The 17235-nt window shown below is 63.4% G+C and carries 17 protein-coding genes; 13 read left to right on the top strand and 4 right to left on the bottom strand.

All coding sequences use genetic code 11. From position 1 onward, the window contains the following. Positions 1 to 91: 91 nt before the first annotated feature. The 4 genes from CRO48_RS24260 to CRO48_RS24245 form a co-directional block, all read right to left on the bottom strand. Complete coding sequence (locus CRO48_RS24260; RefSeq protein WP_097142347.1) at positions 92 to 1150, bottom strand: alcohol dehydrogenase family protein; 1059 nt, start codon at positions 1148 to 1150, stop codon at positions 92 to 94. A 32-nt stretch (positions 1151 to 1182) separates the two neighbouring features. Then, positions 1183 to 2559 carry an aspartate aminotransferase family protein gene (locus CRO48_RS24255; RefSeq protein ID WP_097142346.1) on the bottom strand — a complete coding sequence of 459 codons (1377 nt, stop codon included), beginning with the start codon at positions 2557 to 2559 and terminating at the stop codon, positions 1183 to 1185. A 45-nt stretch (positions 2560 to 2604) separates the two neighbouring features. Then, complete coding sequence (locus CRO48_RS24250; protein WP_097142345.1) at positions 2605 to 4101, bottom strand: NAD-dependent succinate-semialdehyde dehydrogenase; 1497 nt, start codon at positions 4099 to 4101, stop codon at positions 2605 to 2607. A 121-nt stretch (positions 4102 to 4222) separates the two neighbouring features. Next, positions 4223 to 4711, bottom strand: a complete 489-nt coding sequence (locus CRO48_RS24245; RefSeq protein WP_097142344.1) for an Lrp/AsnC family transcriptional regulator — start codon at positions 4709 to 4711, stop codon at positions 4223 to 4225. A 105-nt stretch (positions 4712 to 4816) separates the two neighbouring features. Here CRO48_RS24245 and ehuR point away from each other — a divergent pair, with 105 nt between their 5' ends. From ehuR to CRO48_RS24180, 13 genes are all read left to right on the top strand, one after another. Beyond that, on the top strand, positions 4817 to 6202 hold the full coding sequence (gene ehuR, locus CRO48_RS24240) for a MocR-like ectoine utilization transcription factor EhuR (protein ID WP_097142343.1): 1386 nt from the start codon (positions 4817 to 4819) through the stop codon (positions 6200 to 6202). A 123-nt stretch (positions 6203 to 6325) separates the two neighbouring features. Next, the gene (ehuA, locus tag CRO48_RS24235; RefSeq protein WP_097142342.1) at positions 6326 to 7111 is read left to right on the top strand and encodes an ectoine/hydroxyectoine ABC transporter ATP-binding protein EhuA; all 786 of its coding nucleotides are present in this window, start codon (positions 6326 to 6328) and stop codon (positions 7109 to 7111) included. A 59-nt stretch (positions 7112 to 7170) separates the two neighbouring features. Beyond that, complete coding sequence (ehuB, locus tag CRO48_RS24230; protein ID WP_097142341.1) at positions 7171 to 8022, top strand: ectoine/hydroxyectoine ABC transporter substrate-binding protein EhuB; 852 nt, start codon at positions 7171 to 7173, stop codon at positions 8020 to 8022. Positions 8023 to 8122: 100 nt separating this feature from the next. Then, a complete protein-coding gene (ehuC, locus tag CRO48_RS24225) occupies positions 8123 to 8782 on the top strand; it encodes an ectoine/hydroxyectoine ABC transporter permease subunit EhuC (RefSeq protein WP_097142340.1) in 660 nt (219 codons plus the stop codon). Between the two features lie 2 nt (positions 8783 to 8784). Further along, the gene (ehuD, locus tag CRO48_RS24220; protein WP_097142339.1) at positions 8785 to 9447 is read left to right on the top strand and encodes an ectoine/hydroxyectoine ABC transporter permease subunit EhuD; all 663 of its coding nucleotides are present in this window, start codon (positions 8785 to 8787) and stop codon (positions 9445 to 9447) included. Then, a complete protein-coding gene (eutA, locus tag CRO48_RS24215) occupies positions 9444 to 10226 on the top strand; it encodes an ectoine utilization protein EutA (RefSeq protein WP_097142338.1) in 783 nt (260 codons plus the stop codon). The genes ehuD and eutA overlap by 4 nt, the downstream gene beginning before the upstream one ends. 4 nt (positions 10227 to 10230) lie before the next feature. Beyond that, positions 10231 to 11235 (top strand): hydroxyectoine utilization dehydratase EutB, encoded by a 1005-nt coding sequence (eutB, locus tag CRO48_RS24210; protein ID WP_097142337.1) that lies wholly within the window; start codon positions 10231 to 10233, stop codon positions 11233 to 11235. Further along, positions 11232 to 12224, top strand: a complete 993-nt coding sequence (gene eutC, locus CRO48_RS24205; RefSeq protein WP_097142336.1) for an ectoine utilization protein EutC — start codon at positions 11232 to 11234, stop codon at positions 12222 to 12224. Before eutB ends, eutC begins: the two co-directional genes overlap by 4 nt. 31 nt (positions 12225 to 12255) lie before the next feature. Further along, the gene (gene doeA / locus CRO48_RS24200; protein WP_097142335.1) at positions 12256 to 13437 is read left to right on the top strand and encodes an ectoine hydrolase DoeA; all 1182 of its coding nucleotides are present in this window, start codon (positions 12256 to 12258) and stop codon (positions 13435 to 13437) included. 8 nt (positions 13438 to 13445) lie between these two features. After that, the gene (gene doeB / locus CRO48_RS24195; protein ID WP_097142334.1) at positions 13446 to 14450 is read left to right on the top strand and encodes a N(2)-acetyl-L-2,4-diaminobutanoate deacetylase DoeB; all 1005 of its coding nucleotides are present in this window, start codon (positions 13446 to 13448) and stop codon (positions 14448 to 14450) included. A 39-nt stretch (positions 14451 to 14489) separates the two neighbouring features. Then, positions 14490 to 15386: a DMT family transporter gene (locus CRO48_RS24190; RefSeq protein ID WP_245423649.1), complete on the top strand. Its 897-nt coding sequence runs from the start codon at positions 14490 to 14492 to the stop codon at positions 15384 to 15386. A 118-nt stretch (positions 15387 to 15504) separates the two neighbouring features. Next, on the top strand, positions 15505 to 16119 hold the full coding sequence (locus CRO48_RS24185; protein ID WP_407071953.1) for a cupin domain-containing protein: 615 nt from the start codon (positions 15505 to 15507) through the stop codon (positions 16117 to 16119). 138 nt (positions 16120 to 16257) lie between these two features. After that, positions 16258 to 17199: an ABC transporter substrate-binding protein gene (locus tag CRO48_RS24180; protein ID WP_097142332.1), complete on the top strand. Its 942-nt coding sequence runs from the start codon at positions 16258 to 16260 to the stop codon at positions 17197 to 17199. The last annotated feature ends 36 nt before the right edge of the window (positions 17200 to 17235 follow it).

Here is a 17235-nt window from a genome sequence, read left to right as displayed (position 1 = left end):
GCCGATATCGACCGCCAGATCCAGCTCTAGTGTCATGCCCCAGCACTCCCCATGCTTTTGCAAGGGCCAATCGCCGGTTCATTTGACCCGCTCAGGCGATAGCGTCCGGCACCACGACCAGCTTGCCAACGAAATTCTTCTGCATGAAATCCGTCTGGGCCCGGTGGAATTCCGATAGCGGATAGACGCCGCCGACGAGCGGCCTGATTTTCTTGGCTTCGATGTAGCCGACCAAACGGCGGAAATCGGCACGACTGCCCTGGCTCGATCCGTGCAGTTCCAGCTGCTTCAGATACATGGTCCGCAGGTCGAGCTGTACCACCGGCCCCGCGATGGCGCCTGCCGTGGTATAGCGCCCCTCCGGCCTCAGGATCTTCAGGAGATCGTTGAAGATGACGCCGCCGACGAGATCGGCGACGACATCGATGGCGCGGCCTTTCGCTGCCGTTGCCACGGCCAGGAAGAGGTCGCCGGAGCCGCGCGTGACCACAGCTTCCGCCCCGATATCGAGCATGGCCTGTTCCTTGCCGGATGCAGTCAGAGCTATCGGAATGGCGCCGCGGGCGCGGGCAAGTTGGATTATACCCGATCCGACGCCGCCCGAAGCACCGGTGACAAGCACGATCTCGCCGGCAGCAAGCCGTGCGCGCTCGAGCATGCGCTCGCCGGTCAGATAGGCACAGCAGAACGTGGCAAGCTCGATATCGCTCATGTCGGTCGAGACGACATGGGCATTTTCGGCTGGCAGCGTCATATATTCCGCGTAGCCGCCGTCCCGACCATGGCCCATGTAGTCTATGTCGGCCAGGCTGTCGTCGTCGCGGTTGTAGATCGAGAAATCGACCATGACGCGCTCACCGATCCTGCCGCAGTCGACACCCTCGCCGGTCGCGACGACCCGGCCGACCGTATCGGTCCCCTGGATGCGCGGGAAGGTCAGGGTGTTGCCTTGGCGCCGCCAGGTGGAAACCGCTGCCGGATCGTCCTCTGTGCCGTAGGCGCCCTCCCGCACCCAGACATCGGTATTGTTCATGCCGCAGGCGCTGACTTTGATCAGCACTTCACCAGGCCCAGCGGAAGGGACCGGGACATCACGGCTGTAGACGAGCCTGTCAAGCCCGCCGTGCCCCAGCAGCCGCACGGCAGCCATCGTCTTCGGTACAGCATTCACCGGAAAATCTCCTATCTGCCAAGCACCGCTTCGATGGCCGCCGCCGTCGCCTTGACGACGGTGTCGGCTTCTTCGCGGGTCAGGCACAGCGGCGGTGCGAAGCCGAGGATGTCGCCCTGCGGCATGGCTCGCCCGATAACGCCGCGCTCGAGAAGCGCTGTGGAGACCTGCGGGCCAATCTTCTTTGCGGGGTCGAAGAAGACGCGATCATTCTTGTCTTCGACGAATTCGACCGCCGCCATCAGCCCGTCGCCGCGCACATCGCCGACATGCCTGTGACCGGCGACCGCCTTGGCCAGTTCGGAACGGAAGTAGGCGCCTGTGGAGCCTGCGTTCTCGACGAGACCGAGTTCATCCACCAGTTCAAGGTTGGCGACGCCCGCGGCCGCGCAGATCGGGTGGGCCGAATAGGTCCAGCCGTGGCCGATTGCTCCCATCTTGTCGGAACCCTGTACGAGAACCTGCCAGACCTTGTCGGAGACGATCGAGCCCGAAAGCGGCGCATAGGCCGAGGTCAGGCCTTTGGCGATGGTGATCAGGTCCGGCCTCATGTCGTAATGGTCGGAACCGAACATCGAGCCCAGGCGGCCGAACCCCGTCACCACCTCGTCGGCGACCAGCAGGATGTCGTATTTTTCCAGAACGGCCTGGATCTTCTGCCAATATCCCCGCGGCGGAGGCACGATGCCGCCGGTTCCGAGGATCGGTTCTCCGATGAAGGCGGCGATCGTGTCGGGGCCCTCCGCCAGGATCATCTCCTCCAGCTTGTCAGCGCAATGTTGCGAGAACTGCTCCTCGCTCATCGAGCGATCGGCACGGCGGAAGTAGTACGGCGCTTCGGTATGGAGGACCGGGGGCCGCGGAAGGTCGAAAAGGTTGTGAAACAGCTCGAGGCCCGTCAGCGAGCCGGTCATGACGCCAGAGCCGTGATAGCCGCGCCAGCGCGAAATGATCTTCTTCTTCTCCGGCCGGCCGAGGATGTTGTTGTAGTACCAGATCAGCTTGATGTTGGTCTCGTTGGCGTCCGACCCGGAAAGGCCGAAATAGACGCGCGACATGCCCTTCGGCGCCCGGTCGATGATCATCTTCGACAGCGTGATCGAGGCTTCCGTGCCATGGCCGACATAGGCGTGGTAGTAGGCGAGGCTCTTCGCCTGCTCTGCGATCGCATCGGAAATCTTCTGCCGGCCGTAACCGACATTGACGCAGTAGAGGCCGGCAAAGGCATCGAGGCTTGTCCGGCCGCCGACATCGGTCACATAGACGCCTTCGCCGCCGGCCATCACGCGCGTGGGCGTCTCGCCGCGGGCGTGCATGCCCATGTGCGTCGAGGGGTGGAAGAAGTGGTCTCGATCCCAGGCGGTGATTTCATTGCTGTACTCGGACATGTCCGGTTTTCCTTTCGTCTATGATCGGTTGCGGCACCGAAGCGGTCAGGCCGCTGTGTCGATGCAGAGGTATTTGAGTTCGCTGAACGCCTCCAGGCCGTGGCGAGAGCCTTCGCGGCCGAGACCGGATTGCTTCCAGCCGCCGAAGGGAACGGGCCCGCCGGTGATCTTCACCCGGTTGATCGCGACCATGCCGTATTCCAGCGCGCGGCCAAGCCGCATCTGGCGGGCACCGTTCTCCGTAACCACGTAGGCGACCAGTCCGTATTCGGTATCGTTGGCCCGTGCGATCACCTCGGCTTCCGTATCGAAGGCGGTCACTGCGGCCACCGGCCCGAAGGTCTCCTCGCGCATGATGAGCGCGTCCTCGGGCACGTCGACCAGAAGGGTCGGGGTGTAGAACAGCGGTCCGGCCTCGTGGAGCGTTCCGCCGGTCAGGCAGCGGCCGCCGCGCCGAACGGCATCCCTGACCTGTTCGTCGACCTTCTCAACGGCGCGAGCATGCATCAACGGGCCGATCTCGGCGTTCGGCGAAAGGCCATTGCCGACAACGAGTGCTTCGATCCGCGCCCTGAAGGCCGCGTTGAAGACCTCCAGGATGGAGCGCTGAACGAAGATGCGGTTGGCAGCCAGGCAGTCCTGGCCGGAGGTCGCAAACTTGGCGTTGACGGCTATGTCCACAGCCCTGGCGATGTCCGCGTCCTCGAAGACGATGAGCGGGGCATGTCCGCCGAGTTCCATGACCAGCCGCTTCATGCCGACGGCGCATTGCCCGGCAATCAACTTGCCGATCGCCGTAGAGCCGGTGAAGCTCAGGGCACGCACCCGCGGATCGGCGCAGAGACGCCCGACGATGGTTGCGGCATCGCCGGTGACGACGTTGAAGACCCCTGTCGGGAGGCCGGCGCGCTCGCCAAGTTCCGCCAGCGCCAACGCTGAGAGCGGCGTCTCAGAGGACGGGTGAACGACGACGGTGCAGCCGGCCGCGAGCGCGGCTGCCGCCTTGCGGGTGACCATGGCCGACGGAAAGTTCCAGGGCGTGACCAGGCCGACGACGCCCAGCGCCTCGCGACGCACGATCATTTCGGCGCCGGGCAGATGGCTGGTCACACCTTCGGCGTTGAGGCGTTTTCCCTCCTCGGCGTACCACTCGATGAAGGAGGCCGCGTAGTCGATCTCGCCACGCGATTCCGACAGCGGCTTGCCCTGTTCGAGCGTCATGATCAGGGCGAGATCGTCCTTCGCCCCGAGCATCAGTTCATACCAGCGCCGAAGGATGCAGGCGCGTTCCTGCGGCAGCAGCGCGCGCCAGGCGAAAAAGGCGGCGGCAGCCGTATCGATCGCCCGGCCCGTTTCCTCGGCGTCCAACGCGGAAACCCAGGCAAGCGGCAGGGAAGAGGCGGGATCGCGCACCTCGAAGGTTGCGTTCGCGCCGTTCGCGACCCAGCGGCCGCCGACATAGGAAAGCGATTTGAGGAGATGCTTGTCCTTCAGGCGTTCAAGCGCATCGTGGCAGTCGGGGCGTGCAAATACGGCGTTCATCTCCGGCTCCTCGTGTTCGGGTTGCCGGCAAGTTTGTCAGCATATCGGCGAGAGATGGTCTTTTGAGCAGGCGATGAAGAGAGGTTTGGTCCAAACGTTGAGGCCGTCGCAGAGGAATCGTCTAGTCCGACGCGGCATCTGCCAGAAGGATGGGCAGCGGAAGCGTCGTTTCCTCCTTCACCGTCTTCGTAACGATATAGGTGAAATAGCGCGCGATTCCGATTTCCCGATCGAGCAGGCTGTCGACGAGCCGCTGGTAGGCGTCGATGTCGGCGGCCATGATCTTGAGTATGTAGTCGACCCCGCCGCCAACCGACCAGCAGGCGACGATTTCGGGAATGCTTGCGATCGTCCGCTCGAAGCGTTCGAAATCGCCCTGTCGGTGATTTTCGAGGGTGACTTCCATCATAACGCTGGCGACGGGAGCGATGCGGCGCACCGCGACGCGGGCATGATAGCCTGCCACGATGCCCGCCTTTTCCAGCTTGCGCAGCCGCATCCAGCAGGGCGTGGGCGACAGTCCCACCTCTTCGGCAAGCGCCACCTTGGTTATCCGGCCATCCCTCTGGACCGCCTCAAGGATGCGCAGGTCGATCGCGTCGAGCTTCATGCGGTTGGTTTTCCCCTGTCAGAATCTCGGACAAGACTATGAAATTGATCTGCCGAACGCAATTTTCAGATTGTCAATTGAACTGAATTTCATCACTGTCAAATCATGACAAATTGGCGTCCCGATCCTCAGCAGCTTCGTCGCCCGGCCTATCTATCCCTCGCCGAGCAGATCGCCAATGCAATTCATGACGGCAAGCTCGTCCACGGAACACGGCTGCCGACCCATCGCAAGCTTGCCGAAGACCTCAAACTGTCGATCCAGACGGTGAGCCGCGCCTACGACGAACTGATCCGCCGCGGCATGATCTCGGGCGAAATCGGTCGTGGCTCGTTCGTGCAGACGGCGCAAAAGGAGCCGGAGCCGCCCTATCTGCCGGAACGGCTGGGCGAGGTCATTGACCTGTCGATCCTGAAGCCCGTCTGCGAGCAGATCCATCTCGACCGCATGCGAGAGGCCTTTGCCTGGCTCGGCGAGAACCTGCCCTCCAGTTCTGCGCTCTCCTTCCGGCCCAACATGGTGTTTCCCCGCCATCGCTCCGTCGCCGTCGAGTGGCTGTCTGTCTGCGGGCTCGACGTATCGCCGCTGAACGTCAACCTGACCAATGGCGCGACTTCCGCCATGACGGTTGCGCTGATGAGCGTGGCTCCGCCCGGCTCGACCGTCGTGGCGGAGGCGATCAGCCACCATACGCTTGTGCCACTGTCGAGTTATCTTGGAATTCATCTCGCGGGCATCGCAATCGACTCGGACGGCATGCTTCCCGAAGCGTTGGACGCCGCCTGCCGGGAAGGCCCTGTGCGGGCCGTATTTCTCCAGCCCTCCGTGGTCAATCCGACGGCAACGCTGATGAGTGCCGAACGGCGCGAGCAACTGGCGGCGGTGGCCGCCAGGCACGATATCGCGATCATCGAAAACGATATTCTCGGGCCGCTTGTGGCAGACCGGCCGCCGCCGCTCCAGAGCTTTGCTCCAGAGCGCACGCTCTACGTCACCAGCTTTACCAAGATCACCGTCCCCGGCCTGCGTATTGGCTATCTCGTGGCGCCCGATCGCTTCGTTGCAGCCGTCGCGAATCGCCACCTCGTCTCCAACTGGATGGCGACGCCCGCCATCGCTGAAATCGCCACGCGCTGGGTGAGCAACGGCACGGCGATGGAACTGGTCAACTGGCAAAGACGCGCCCTTGCGCGAAGACATGCGATCGCCACCGAAGCGCTCGGCGGACTGTCCTATCGCGCACACCCGCAAAGCCTGCATGTCTGGCTGCCGCTCACCGCGGCACACACGGAAGAAGGCTTCGTCGCGCAGGCCCGACTGCATGGGGTGGCCATCGCGCCGGGCGCGTCGTTCCAGACCGCAGAGCACGGCCGCGCGCCCGCGGTGCGCATCTCGCTCGGCTCCACATCGGAGGCCGAACTGCGCACCGGACTGGGAACGGTCGCGTCCCTGGCCCAGGGAAATCCGGAAGCGCTTCTGCTTGCAATCTGACGGTTCCGCCCGGCATTTGGGCAGATGCAGAATAATTGTCATGATATTATTTTGATAATTGACATGATTTTATAAGCTCGTCATCGTTGCAGGCATCGCTCGTCTCAACAGGGAGAGACATGCATGCCTTCACCCATCATTCGCATCGACAACATCACGAAGACCTACGGGCCGCTGACGGTGCTCGACGGTCTCTCGATGGATGTCATGCCGGGTGAAAAGCTGGCGCTGATCGGCCCGTCGGGCTCCGGAAAGACCACAATCCTGCGCATCCTGATGACACTCGAGACGATCAATGGCGGTCACATCGAGATCGACGGCGAGCAGCTCTACCACATGCCGAAGGCTGGCAGGCTCGTCGCCGCCGACGAGAAGCACCTGCACAAAATGCGCAAGAAGATCGGCATGGTCTTTCAGCACTTCAATCTCTTTCCGCACAAATGCGTGCTCGACAACATCACGCTCGCCCCCATGCTGACCAAGGGCGTGGCAAAGGCGGCAGCCGAAAAGCGGGCGATGGAGCTTCTCGACATGGTGGGCATGGCCGACAAGGCCCGCAGCATGCCCGCGCAATTGTCCGGCGGACAGAAGCAGCGCGTGGCCATCGCCCGCGCACTCGCTCTTTCTCCCAAGATCATGCTGTTCGACGAGGTGACCTCCGCACTCGATCCGGAGTTGGTCGAGGAAGTCCTGAACGTCATGCGCAGACTGGCCGCGGAGACGGACATGACCATGCTTCTCGTCACCCACGAGATGGGCTTTGCCCACGATTTCGCCGATCGCGTGCTCTTCTTCGACAAGGGCCGGATCGTCGAGGAAGGCAAGCCAGAGAGCATTTTCAAAAATCCCAGGCAGGAACGCACGCAAACCTTCCTGCGCAAGATAATCGCGGCGGGACACCGCGTCTGATCGCCCGGCGATCAGGCGATGCCCCGATAAAAACGGAAAAATCCAGAGGAGTAGGAACGATGACGTTGAAATATCTCATGGCGATGGCAGCCGGCGCCACGGCACTGATGTCGCTTCTTTCCGCCCCCGCAAGCGCGGACGACACCAAGCTCGAACAGCTGAAGGCCCAGGGCTTTGCGCGCATCGCAATCGCCAACGAACCGCCCTTTACCGCGGTCGGGGCAGACGGCAAGGTCTCCGGTGCTGCTCCCGACGTCGCCCGCGAGATCTTCAAGCGTCTCGGCGTTGCGGATGTGGTGGCTTCGATCTCGGAATACGGCGCCATGATCCCCGGCCTGCAAGCCGGCCGCCATGACGCCGTCACGGCCGGCCTGTTCATGAAGCCGGAACGCTGCGCGGCCGTTGCCTATTCAGAGCCGGTTCTCTGCGACGCCGAGGCCATGCTCGTCAAGAAGGGCAATCCGAAGGGCTTCAAGAGCTATGCCGATATCGCCAAGGATCAGTCGGCAACGATCGGCGCGCCGGGCGGCGGCACGGAAGAGAAGCTTGCGCTGGAAGCAGGGGTTCCGCGCGAACGCGTCATTGTGGTGCCGGATGGCCAGAGCGGCCTGAAGATGCTGCAGGACGGCCGCATCGACGCCTATTCGCTGCCGGTCCTTTCGATCAACGATCTCGTCATGAAGGCCAACGACCCGAACCTCGAGGTCGTGGCGCCGGTACAGGGAGCGCCGGTCTATTGCGATGGCGCGGCTTTCAAGAAGGGCGACGAGGCACTGCGCGACGCCTTCGATGTGGAACTGGCGAAACTGAAGGAATCCGGCGAGTTCGCGAAGATCATCGAGCCATACGGCTTCTCGGCCGCCGCCGCCATGTCGACGAGCCGGGAAAAGCTCTGCGCGGCTTCCAACTGACCGGGTGAGACTGGGGGAGGGCGGCTCCGCCCCCTCCCAACTGCCTTGGGGGAGGTCAAGGCCCGCCCCGAGGTCAAACACCAATGACTAGGAAGGCACGATGATCGACTGGTCCGGATACATAGGGCTGATATTGCAGGGCGCGCTCGTGACCATCGAGTTGACGGTTCTGGGCTCGGCCCTGGCCCTTATCATGGCTTTCGCCGCCGGGCTCGGCCGACTATCGCGTTTCGCCGCCGTTCGCACGCTTGCCACCGTCTACATCGAATTCTTCCGCGGCACGTCGATCTTCGTGCAACTGTTCTGGGTCTATTTCGTGCTGCCGTTTGCAGGCCTCACGCTGACGCCACTGCAGGCTGGCGTCCTGGCGCTGGGTCTCAACGTCGGGGCCTACGGCGCGGAAGTCGTGCGCGGCGCCGTCAGGGCCGTCGGCCGCGAGCAGCGCGAGGCCTGCGTGGCTCTTAATCTCAGTCGCTATCAGAGGATGCGCCACGTGATCCTGCCGCAGGCGTTGCCGCTGATGCTGCCGACCTTTGGCAACAATGCCATCGAACTCCTCAAGGGCACCGCTGTCGTCTCATTGATCTCCCTGACGGACATGACGTTCCAGGCCCAGGTCGTGCGGGCGCAGACCGGCAGCACGCTCATTCCCTTTGCAACCATACTCGTTCTCTATTTCGTCATGGCATCGGCCATCTCCGCGGGCATGCGATGGCTGGAACGCCGGGCCACGCGGGGCCTCGACGGTGTGAGGGCCTGAGCATGGAATGGGACTGGACATTTGTCTGGCAGATCCTGCCGACCCTCCTCCAGGGATTGAAGATCACGATCCTTGCCACGGTCCTCGGCGCGCTCGTCGCCGCCGTCTTCGGCCTTGTGCTGGCGATCGCAAGGCGTTCGCACAACGCTGTGGTTTCGCGCACGGTCGGCTTCTTCGCCGATTTTATCCGCGGCACGCCGCTGCTGGTGCAACTCTATTTCATCTTCTACGTGCTTCCGGATATCGGCATCCGGCTGTCGCCGCTGGTCGCCGGCGTGATCGGGCTCGGCATCCACTACGGCACCTATGCGGCCGAGGTCTACCGCGCCGGCATCGACAATGTGCCGCGCGGGCAATGGGAGGCGGCACGGGCCACCAATCTCACCACGCGACAGGCCTGGATCCATGTGATCCTGCCGCAGGCCATCCCGCCGATGATCCCGGCGCTCGCCAACTATTTCATTGCCATGTTCAAGGAGACGCCGCTGCTGTCGGCCATCACCGTACTGGAACTGATGAACCAGGCAAAAAGCGTCGCCAACAGCAGCTACCGCTACATCGAGCCGATGACGCTGGTCGGCGTGTTCTTCCTGGTGATCAGCCTGATCTCCGTGGTTGGGCTGCGGTTCCTCGAAAATCGTTACGCACGGGTGGATGAGCGATGATTGCGACCGACATCAGAATTGACAGCGCAAGCCGCGCGCCGCGGCTGGACGATCGCCCGCTAGCCAAGAGGGTGGGGCTGATCGTCCTAGCCACCGATCACACAACCGAGGTCGATTTCCAGCGCATGGTGGCGAGCGATCGCATCGGCGTCTATGCGACCCGCATCCCCTACGCCAATCCGGTGACACCGGAAAACCTGATGAGAATGCAGCCGGAACTCACGGCTGGCGCCTCCCTCATCCTGCCGGACGAGCCGCTCGACGTCGTCCTGTATTCCTGCACCTCGGCTTCCGTCGTCATCGGCGACGGGGCGATCGAGACGGCCGTGCAGGCGGCAAAGCCGGGGGTTCCCGTCGTCACACCGACCGCAGCCTCAGTCCGCGGGCTCAAGGCGGTGGACGCGAGGCGGATCTCGGTTCTGACGCCTTATACGGTCGAGACCAGCAGGCCGATGGCGCGCTATTTCGCAGATCGCGATTTCCAGATCGATCGCTTCACCTGCCTCGGGCTGACCGATGACCGGGAGATGGCGCGAATTTCTCATGACGAAATCACAGCCTTCGCAAAGGAAGCAATGGCGCCGGAATCCGACGCGCTGTTCATTTCCTGCACCGCGGTTCGCGCAGCCGAGGTCGCCCCGCGCATCGAGACGGCGCTTGGCAAGCCCGTGGTCAGCAGCAACCTCGCGACGGCCTGGGCATGCCTGCGCCTGTGCGGCGACGCGACCCCGCTACCGGAGCTCGGCATGCTCATGACCAAGCCCTATGCGGCAGGTTGATCCTATGTGCGCGCAACCAGCCTCCGTTTCGCTCGATGACATCCGTGCCGCATCCGCCCGTATCGCCGGGCGGGTCCTGCGGACGCCGATGGTGCAGTCCGTCGCGCTGCAGGAGATGGCCGGAGTTCCCGCCTATCTCAAACTCGAACACCATCAGACGACCGGCAGCTTCAAGCTGCGCGGGGCGACGAACGCGGTCCTGTCGCTGACACCGGCGGAGCGCGCCCGTGGCGTCGTCGCCGCCTCCACCGGCAACCATGGCCGGGCGCTGGCCCATGCGGCAAAGGCGGAAGGTGCGGTGGCGACCATCTGCATGTCGCGGCTGGTGCCGGAAAACAAGGTCGCGGAAATCCACCGGCTCGGCGCGGAGGTCCGCATCGTCGGCAGTTCGCAGGACGAGGCACAGGAGGAGGTAAACAGGCTGGTGGCGGAAAAGGGCATGGTCATGGTGCCACCCTTCGACGATGCCGCCGTCATCGCCGGGCAGGGCACGCTGGGGCTGGAAATCATGGAGCAGCTGCCCGATACCGCCACCGTGCTCGTGCCGCTTTCCGGCGGCGGGCTTGCGGCCGGCGTGGCGGCGGCCGTCAAGAGCCGGAACCCGAAGACGCGGGTGATCGGGCTTACCATGGAACGGGGTGCTGCGATGAAGGCAAGCCTCGATGCCGGGCATCCGGTCAAGGTGGACGAACTGCCAAGCCTTGCGGATTCGCTCGGCGGTGGCATCGGGCTCGACAATGCTCTGACCTTCGCCATGTGCCGAGATCTGCTCGACGATGTGCTGCTGCTTTCGGAAGTGGAGATTGCCGCGGGCATGCGGCACGCCTATGGCGTCGAACGTGAGATCCTCGAGGGAGCCGGCGCGGTCGGTATCGCCGCACTTCTTGCCGGGCGGATCCGATCGTCCGGGCCTGTCGTCGCCATTCTGTCCGGCCGCAACGTCGACATGACGCTGCATCGCAAGATCATCAACGGCGCAATGCCTGTTCAGGGAGAGGTGGCGGCATGAGCCGGATGATCATACTGACCGAGGCCGATCTGAAATCGATCGTGAAGCTGGACGCCGAGGCTGTTGCCTGCGTGCAGGATGCCTTTCACGCGCTGGCGACCAAGGCCGTCGCCATGCCGCCGATCCTTCGACTCGACATCCCCGAGCACCGCGGCGAGGTGGACGTGAAGACCGCCTATGTCCCGGGGCTGGACGGCTTCGCCATCAAGATCAGCCCCGGCTTCTTCGGCAATCCCGACATCGGCCTGCCGAGCACCAACGGCATGATGGTGCTTCTGTCGGCGAAGACCGGCCTCATCCAGGCGCTGCTGCTCGACAACGGTTATCTGACGGATGTGCGAACGGCGGCCGCCGGCGCCGTCGCCGCAAGGCAGTTGGCCCGGCCGGATGCGGCCGTTGCTGCAATCTTCGGCGCAGGCATGCAGGCACGGCTGCAATTGCAGGCACTCATGCTGGTTCGGCCGATCCGTGAGGCGCGGATATGGGCGCGTAACACCGCGAAGGCTGAAAAGCTGGCCGGCGAACTGACAGGCGCCTTCGGCATTCCGGTGACGGCAACTGCAGACCCGCAATCCGCCGTCGCCGGCGCAGACATCATTGTCACCACCACCCCTTCGGAAAAGCCCATCCTTCAGGCCAGCTGGCTGCAGCCCGGACAGCACGTCACGGCGATGGGATCGGATGCGGAGCACAAGAACGAGATCGATCCGGCAATCGTCGCGCGGGCGGATCTGTACGTCGCCGACAGCCTGAGCCAGACCCGCCGCTTGGGGGAACTGCATCATGCCATCAAGGCCGGACTGGTGGAGCCGGACGCCGGCTTCGCCGAACTTGGCGAGATCGTCGCCGGCCTGAAACCAGGGCGCAGCACTCCTGAACAGATCACGCTGGCCGACCTCACCGGAACGGGCATCCAGGACACCGCAATCGCAACGCTCGCCTTCGCGCGTGCCGGATCGGCCGGCGCGGGCACGTCATTCGACAGTTGAGACCGGCATTGCCGGAGAATGAGGGAGAAACATGACCCAACCCAACCTCAAGTTTTCCCTTGGGGAATACGAAGCGCGTCTCGCCGCGACGCGCAAGGCGATGGAGGCGAAAGGGGTCGATCTGCTGATCGTCAGCGATCCCTCGAACATGGCGTGGCTTACGGGCTACGACGGCTGGTCCTTTTACGTCCACCAGGCCGTTATCGTGCCGCCGACGGGCGAACCGATCTGGTACGGGCGAGGGCAGGACGCCAACGGCGCCAGGCTCACCGCCTATCTCAAGCACGAGAACATCATCGGCTATCCCGATCACTACGTGCAGTCCACCGAGCGCCACCCGATGGACTATCTTGCGGCCAAACTCGTCGAGCGCGGCTACGACAGGCTGACCATAGGCGTCGAAATGGACAACTACTGGTTCTCGGCCGCCGCGTTCGCTTCGCTCGTCAGGCACCTGCCGAATGCGCGGTTCGTCGATGTCACGGCCCTCGTCAACTGGCAGCGGGCCGTCAAGAGCGAGACCGAGATCAGGTATATGCGCAATGCCGCGCGCATCGTCGAAGGCATGCACCAGCGCATCTTCGACAAGATCGAGGTTGGCATGCGCAAATGCGATCTGGTGGCAGAGATCTACGATGCGGGCACGCGCGGGGTCGACGGCATCGGCGGCGACTATCCGGCCATCGTGCCGTTGTTGCCCTCGGGCGTCGAAGCTTCCGCGCCGCACCTGACCTGGGACGACCGGCCGATGAAAAGGGGCGAAGGCACCTTCTTCGAGATTGCCGGCTGCTACAACCGCTATCACGTGCCGCTGTCGCGCACGGTCTTCCTCGGCAAGCCAACCCAGGCCTTTCTCGATGCCGAAAAGGCAACGCTGGAGGGGATGGAGGCCGGGCTTGCCGTCGCCAAACCCGGCAATACCTGCGAGGACATTGCCAACGCCTTCTTCGCAGTGCTCAAGAAGTACGGCATCGTCAAGGACAACCGCACCGGCTACGGCATCGGCATCTCCTATCCGCCGGACTGGGGCGAGCGCACCATGAGCCTGCGTCCGGGCGACCGCACCGAGCTCAGGCCGGGCATGACCTTCCATTTCATGACCGGACTATGGCTTGAAGACATGGGCTTCGAGACGACGGAGAGCATCCTGATCACCGAGACCGGCGTCGAATGCCTTGCCGACGTTCCGCGCAAGCTGCTGGTCAAGGATTGAGACCGGCCATGAGCGAAACGGAACTGCGCGCATCGCCGATCGCGCCGACGGTCGACTATTCGGCAGACGGTGTCCAGCACGGCTTTCTTCGCCTGCCCTACAGCCGGGACGATTCCGCCTGGGGATCGGTGATGATCCCGATCACCGTCATCAAGAACGGGGAGGGGCCGACGGCCCTTCTCACCGGCGGCAACCACGGAGACGAGTACGAGGGGCCGATCGCCCTGTTCGATCTTGCCCGGACCCTGAAGGCGGAGGAAATCTCCGGTCGGGTCATCATCGTTCCGGCGATGAATTATCCCGCCTTTGTCGCCGCCACCCGCACGTCGCCGATCGACAAGGGCAATTTGAACCGCAGCTTTCCGGGTCGGCCCGATGGCACGGTCACGCAGAAGATCGCCGACTATTTCCAGCGCGAACTCCTGCCGCTTGCCGATGTCGTGCTTGATTTCCATTCGGGCGGCAAGACGTTGGATTTCCTGCCTTTCTGCGCCGCTCATATCGTGCCCGACAAGGTGCTGGAGGCGCGCGCCTTCTCGCTCGTACAGGCGTTTTCCGCACCCTATTCGATGAAGATGCTCGAGATCGATGCTGTCGGCATGTACGACACGGCGGCCGAGGAAATGGGCAAAGTTTTCGTCACCACCGAGCTTGGCGGCGGAGGCACGGCAACCGCAAGGAGCGCCGGCATCGCCAAGCGCGGGGTCCGGAACATGCTGCGCGAGGCCGGCATCATCGAAGGTGAGCCGGAGATCTCCGAAACACGTTGGCTCGATATGCCGGACGGCGATTGCTTCGCCTTTGCCGAGGGCGACGGGCTGATCGAGCCGATGGTCGACTTGGGGGAAACGGTCCTAAAGGGCCAGGTCGTCGCCCGCATCTATCCCTTGGGACGAACGGGCGTGGCCCCCTCGGACGTGCGCGCGAGAATGGACGGCATGCTCTGCGCAAGGCATTTTCCGGGCCTGGTCAAGGCAGGCGATTGTGTTGCGGTTTTTGCCGTGAGCGTCTAACGCTGCACCGCCTGGATCCCTGCAGAACTGGATGACGCCGTGTCGACAACGCAACTCGCCGCCACGGCACCCGCTGCCCGCAGCCGGCTGGCCTTGCTCGCACTTCTCGCGGGCGGGATCGCCATTGGCGGCTCGCCAATCTTCGTGCGCCTTTCGGAGGTGGGCCCGATGGCGACCGCCTTCTGGCGCGTCGCGTTGGCGCTGGTGCCGCTCACCCTGTACTTCCGGAGCGTTGACCAACGGCAAACGGTGAGACCGGAAGGAGTGCGGGACGCAGCCATGCTTGCCTTGCCGGGGCTGTTCCTTGCCGCCGATCTCGTGGCATGGCACGCCTCGATCCATGTAACCACGGTTGCCAATGCCACCCTCCTTGCAAATCTCGCCCCCGTCTTCGTGACCGCGATCGGCTGGCTGTTCCTTGGCGCCAGGATTACCCCGACTTTCCTCCTGGGGCTTGCCGTTGCGATGACCGGCATCGTCGTCCTGAAGGGCGGGTTCAGTGGCCTCTCCGCTGGCGACCGGGGAGGTGATGCCCTTGCGGCGCTTGCAGCCCTTTTCTATGCCGGCTACATGCTGTGCGTCGCCCGGCTGCGAAGCCGGTTCGATACGTTGCGCGTCATGCTGTGGAGCACGGCTTCGGCCGCAATCTGCCTGCTGCCGGTCGCCCTTCTGACCGAGAGCCAGCTATTCCCGGTCACGGCTTACGGATGGAGCATGCTCATCGGCCTCGCATTGATCAGCCATGCCGGCGGGCAGGTGGCGATCAGTTATGCGCTTGCCTATCTCCCGACATCCTTCTCCGCGCTCACCCTGTTGCTGCAGCCCGTCGTGGCCGCCCTTCTCGGCGTAGTCGTGCTTGGCGAAGGCATCGGCCTGACCCAGGCAATTGGCGGCGTGATCGTTTTGTGCGGCATTCTTTACGCCCGCCGCGGGTGACGAAAAGTCGGGCGGGGCTTGGACGCGCAATGGGACACGGGCGGCCTCCTCTCTGGACACGCCTTGATGGAAGGAATTATTGTCGTCTCCTCGATCAACGCGATACCGTCACATGAATATGGTCAAGCCGCCTTCGCCGTCTGAAAGCAGCCGGGAGGACAAAACCCAATCGAACCCGGTGCGGCTCGGTGCGCGTCTGAAGCTCGCTCGCCAGACGCGGGGACTGACGCTGAAGGCACTGGCGCAGGCGGCGGATTGCTCGGAAAGCCTGTTGTCGAAGATCGAGAACGGCAAGGCCTCGCCCTCGCTTCCGATGCTGCACCGTCTGGTGCAGGCGCTCGATTCCAACATCGGCTGGATGTTCGAGGAAACCGATGGCGAGGAGGGCGTGGTCTTTCGCGCCGGAACCCGTCCGCTGATCGCCCTCGACCCGTTGCGGCGCGGCGAGGGCATCTCGCTCGAGCGCATCATCCCCTATTCGCCCGGGCATCTGCTCCAGTGCAACATCCACCACATCGATGCGGGTGGCGAGAGCGCCGGGCCGATCCAGCATGTCGGCGAAGAGGTGGGATATGTGCTTGTCGGCGAGATCGAACTGATGATCGGCGACAAGTCCTTCCGCCTTTCCGCGGGCGACAGTTTCGTGTTCAATTCCGAACTTGCCCACTGGTACCGTAACATGGGCACCGAGCGCGCCTCGATCTTCTGGGTCAACACGCCGCCAACATTCTGATGTATATCGAAAATTTCCAAATCCCCACTGTTCGAGCGACAGCAATTCAAGTTGCTTGACATGAATTCAAGTAACTTGAATAATGCCTCCCGTAAATTCCGGTTGCCGCCTGAGGCTTCAAACAAGGGGAACATCAAAATGGGTCGGACCAAATATCTGCTCGGCTGCGCTGCAGCCGTCGCCATGACGCTCTCGATGGGCGCCGCCAATGCCTTCGCCGATACTTTCGCCCTCGTCACCATCAACCAGCAGGCCCTCTTCTTTAACCAGATCAACGACGGTGCCAACGAGGCTGCAAAGGCGGCTGGCGTCGACCTCGTCATCTTCAACGCCAACAACGTGCCTTCCGCCCAGAACGACGCGATCGAGACCTACATCACCCAGAAGGTCGATGGCATCATTCTGGTCGCCATCGACGTGAACGGCGTCAAGCCGGCGATCACCGCCGCCAAGAACGCCGGCATCCCGGTCATCGCCATCGACGCGCAGATCCCCGATGGCGACAACATCGCTTTCGTCGGCGTGGACAACACCGCAGCCGGCAAAGAGATCGGCAAGTTCTTCTCCGACTACGTCAAGAGCGACATGGGTGGCGCAGCCAAGGTCGGCGTCGTCGGCGCGCTCAATTCCTTCATCCAGAACCAGCGTCTCGACGGGTTCAAGGCCGCAGTCGCCGAGGGCGGCCAGAAGGTCGACTTCCTCAACACGGTCGATGGCCAGAACGTGCAGGACGTCGCACTCTCGGCTGCAGAAAACCTGATGACCGCCAATCCCGACATGAATGCGCTCTATGCTACCGGTGAGCCGGCGCTGCTTGGCGCGGTCTCCGCCGTTGCCAGCCAGGGCCGCGGCGACAGCATCAAGGTGTTTGGCTGGGACCTGACGAAATCCGCCATCGACGGCATCGACCAGGGCTTCGTCACCGCCGTGATCCAGCAGGACCCGGCCGGTGAAGGCAAGGCCGCCGTGGAAGCGCTCGTCAAGGTGAAGAAGGGCGAGAAGATCGACCCGATCATCAACGTGCCCGTGACGATCGTGACCAAGGCGAACGTCGACCAATATCGCGAAATGTTCAAGTAAGCCGAACTGCCGCCGTCGCCCAGTTTTCCGGCAATT

Source organism: Rhizobium subbaraonis (assembly GCF_900220975.1).
GTDB classification, from domain to species: Bacteria; Pseudomonadota; Alphaproteobacteria; order Rhizobiales; family Rhizobiaceae; genus Mycoplana; species Mycoplana subbaraonis.
Note: the sequence above shows the minus strand (reverse complement) of the source record. Positions and strands in the feature narration are given on the sequence as shown.

Excerpts from the sequence above, each read along its gene's own strand:
- CRO48_RS24260 (WP_097142347.1), bottom strand. The coding sequence starts at position 1,150 with ATGGCTGCCGTGCGGCTGCTGGGGCACGGCGGGCTTGACAGGCTCGTC.
- CRO48_RS24255 (WP_097142346.1), bottom strand. The coding sequence starts at position 2,559 with ATGTCCGAGTACAGCAATGAAATCACCGCCTGGGATCGAGACCACTTC.
- CRO48_RS24250 (WP_097142345.1), bottom strand. The coding sequence starts at position 4,101 with ATGAACGCCGTATTTGCACGCCCCGACTGCCACGATGCGCTTGAACGC.
- CRO48_RS24245 (WP_097142344.1), bottom strand. The coding sequence starts at position 4,711 with ATGAAGCTCGACGCGATCGACCTGCGCATCCTTGAGGCGGTCCAGAGG.
- ehuR (WP_097142343.1), top strand. The coding sequence starts at position 4,817 with ATGACAAATTGGCGTCCCGATCCTCAGCAGCTTCGTCGCCCGGCCTAT.
- ehuA (WP_097142342.1), top strand. The coding sequence starts at position 6,326 with ATGCCTTCACCCATCATTCGCATCGACAACATCACGAAGACCTACGGG.
- ehuB (WP_097142341.1), top strand. The coding sequence starts at position 7,171 with ATGACGTTGAAATATCTCATGGCGATGGCAGCCGGCGCCACGGCACTG.
- ehuC (WP_097142340.1), top strand. The coding sequence starts at position 8,123 with ATGATCGACTGGTCCGGATACATAGGGCTGATATTGCAGGGCGCGCTC.
- ehuD (WP_097142339.1), top strand. The coding sequence starts at position 8,785 with ATGGAATGGGACTGGACATTTGTCTGGCAGATCCTGCCGACCCTCCTC.
- eutA (WP_097142338.1), top strand. The coding sequence starts at position 9,444 with ATGATTGCGACCGACATCAGAATTGACAGCGCAAGCCGCGCGCCGCGG.
- eutB (WP_097142337.1), top strand. The coding sequence starts at position 10,231 with ATGTGCGCGCAACCAGCCTCCGTTTCGCTCGATGACATCCGTGCCGCA.
- eutC (WP_097142336.1), top strand. The coding sequence starts at position 11,232 with ATGAGCCGGATGATCATACTGACCGAGGCCGATCTGAAATCGATCGTG.
- doeA (WP_097142335.1), top strand. The coding sequence starts at position 12,256 with ATGACCCAACCCAACCTCAAGTTTTCCCTTGGGGAATACGAAGCGCGT.
- doeB (WP_097142334.1), top strand. The coding sequence starts at position 13,446 with ATGAGCGAAACGGAACTGCGCGCATCGCCGATCGCGCCGACGGTCGAC.
- CRO48_RS24185 (WP_407071953.1), top strand. The coding sequence starts at position 15,505 with ATGGTCAAGCCGCCTTCGCCGTCTGAAAGCAGCCGGGAGGACAAAACC.
- CRO48_RS24180 (WP_097142332.1), top strand. The coding sequence starts at position 16,258 with ATGGGTCGGACCAAATATCTGCTCGGCTGCGCTGCAGCCGTCGCCATG.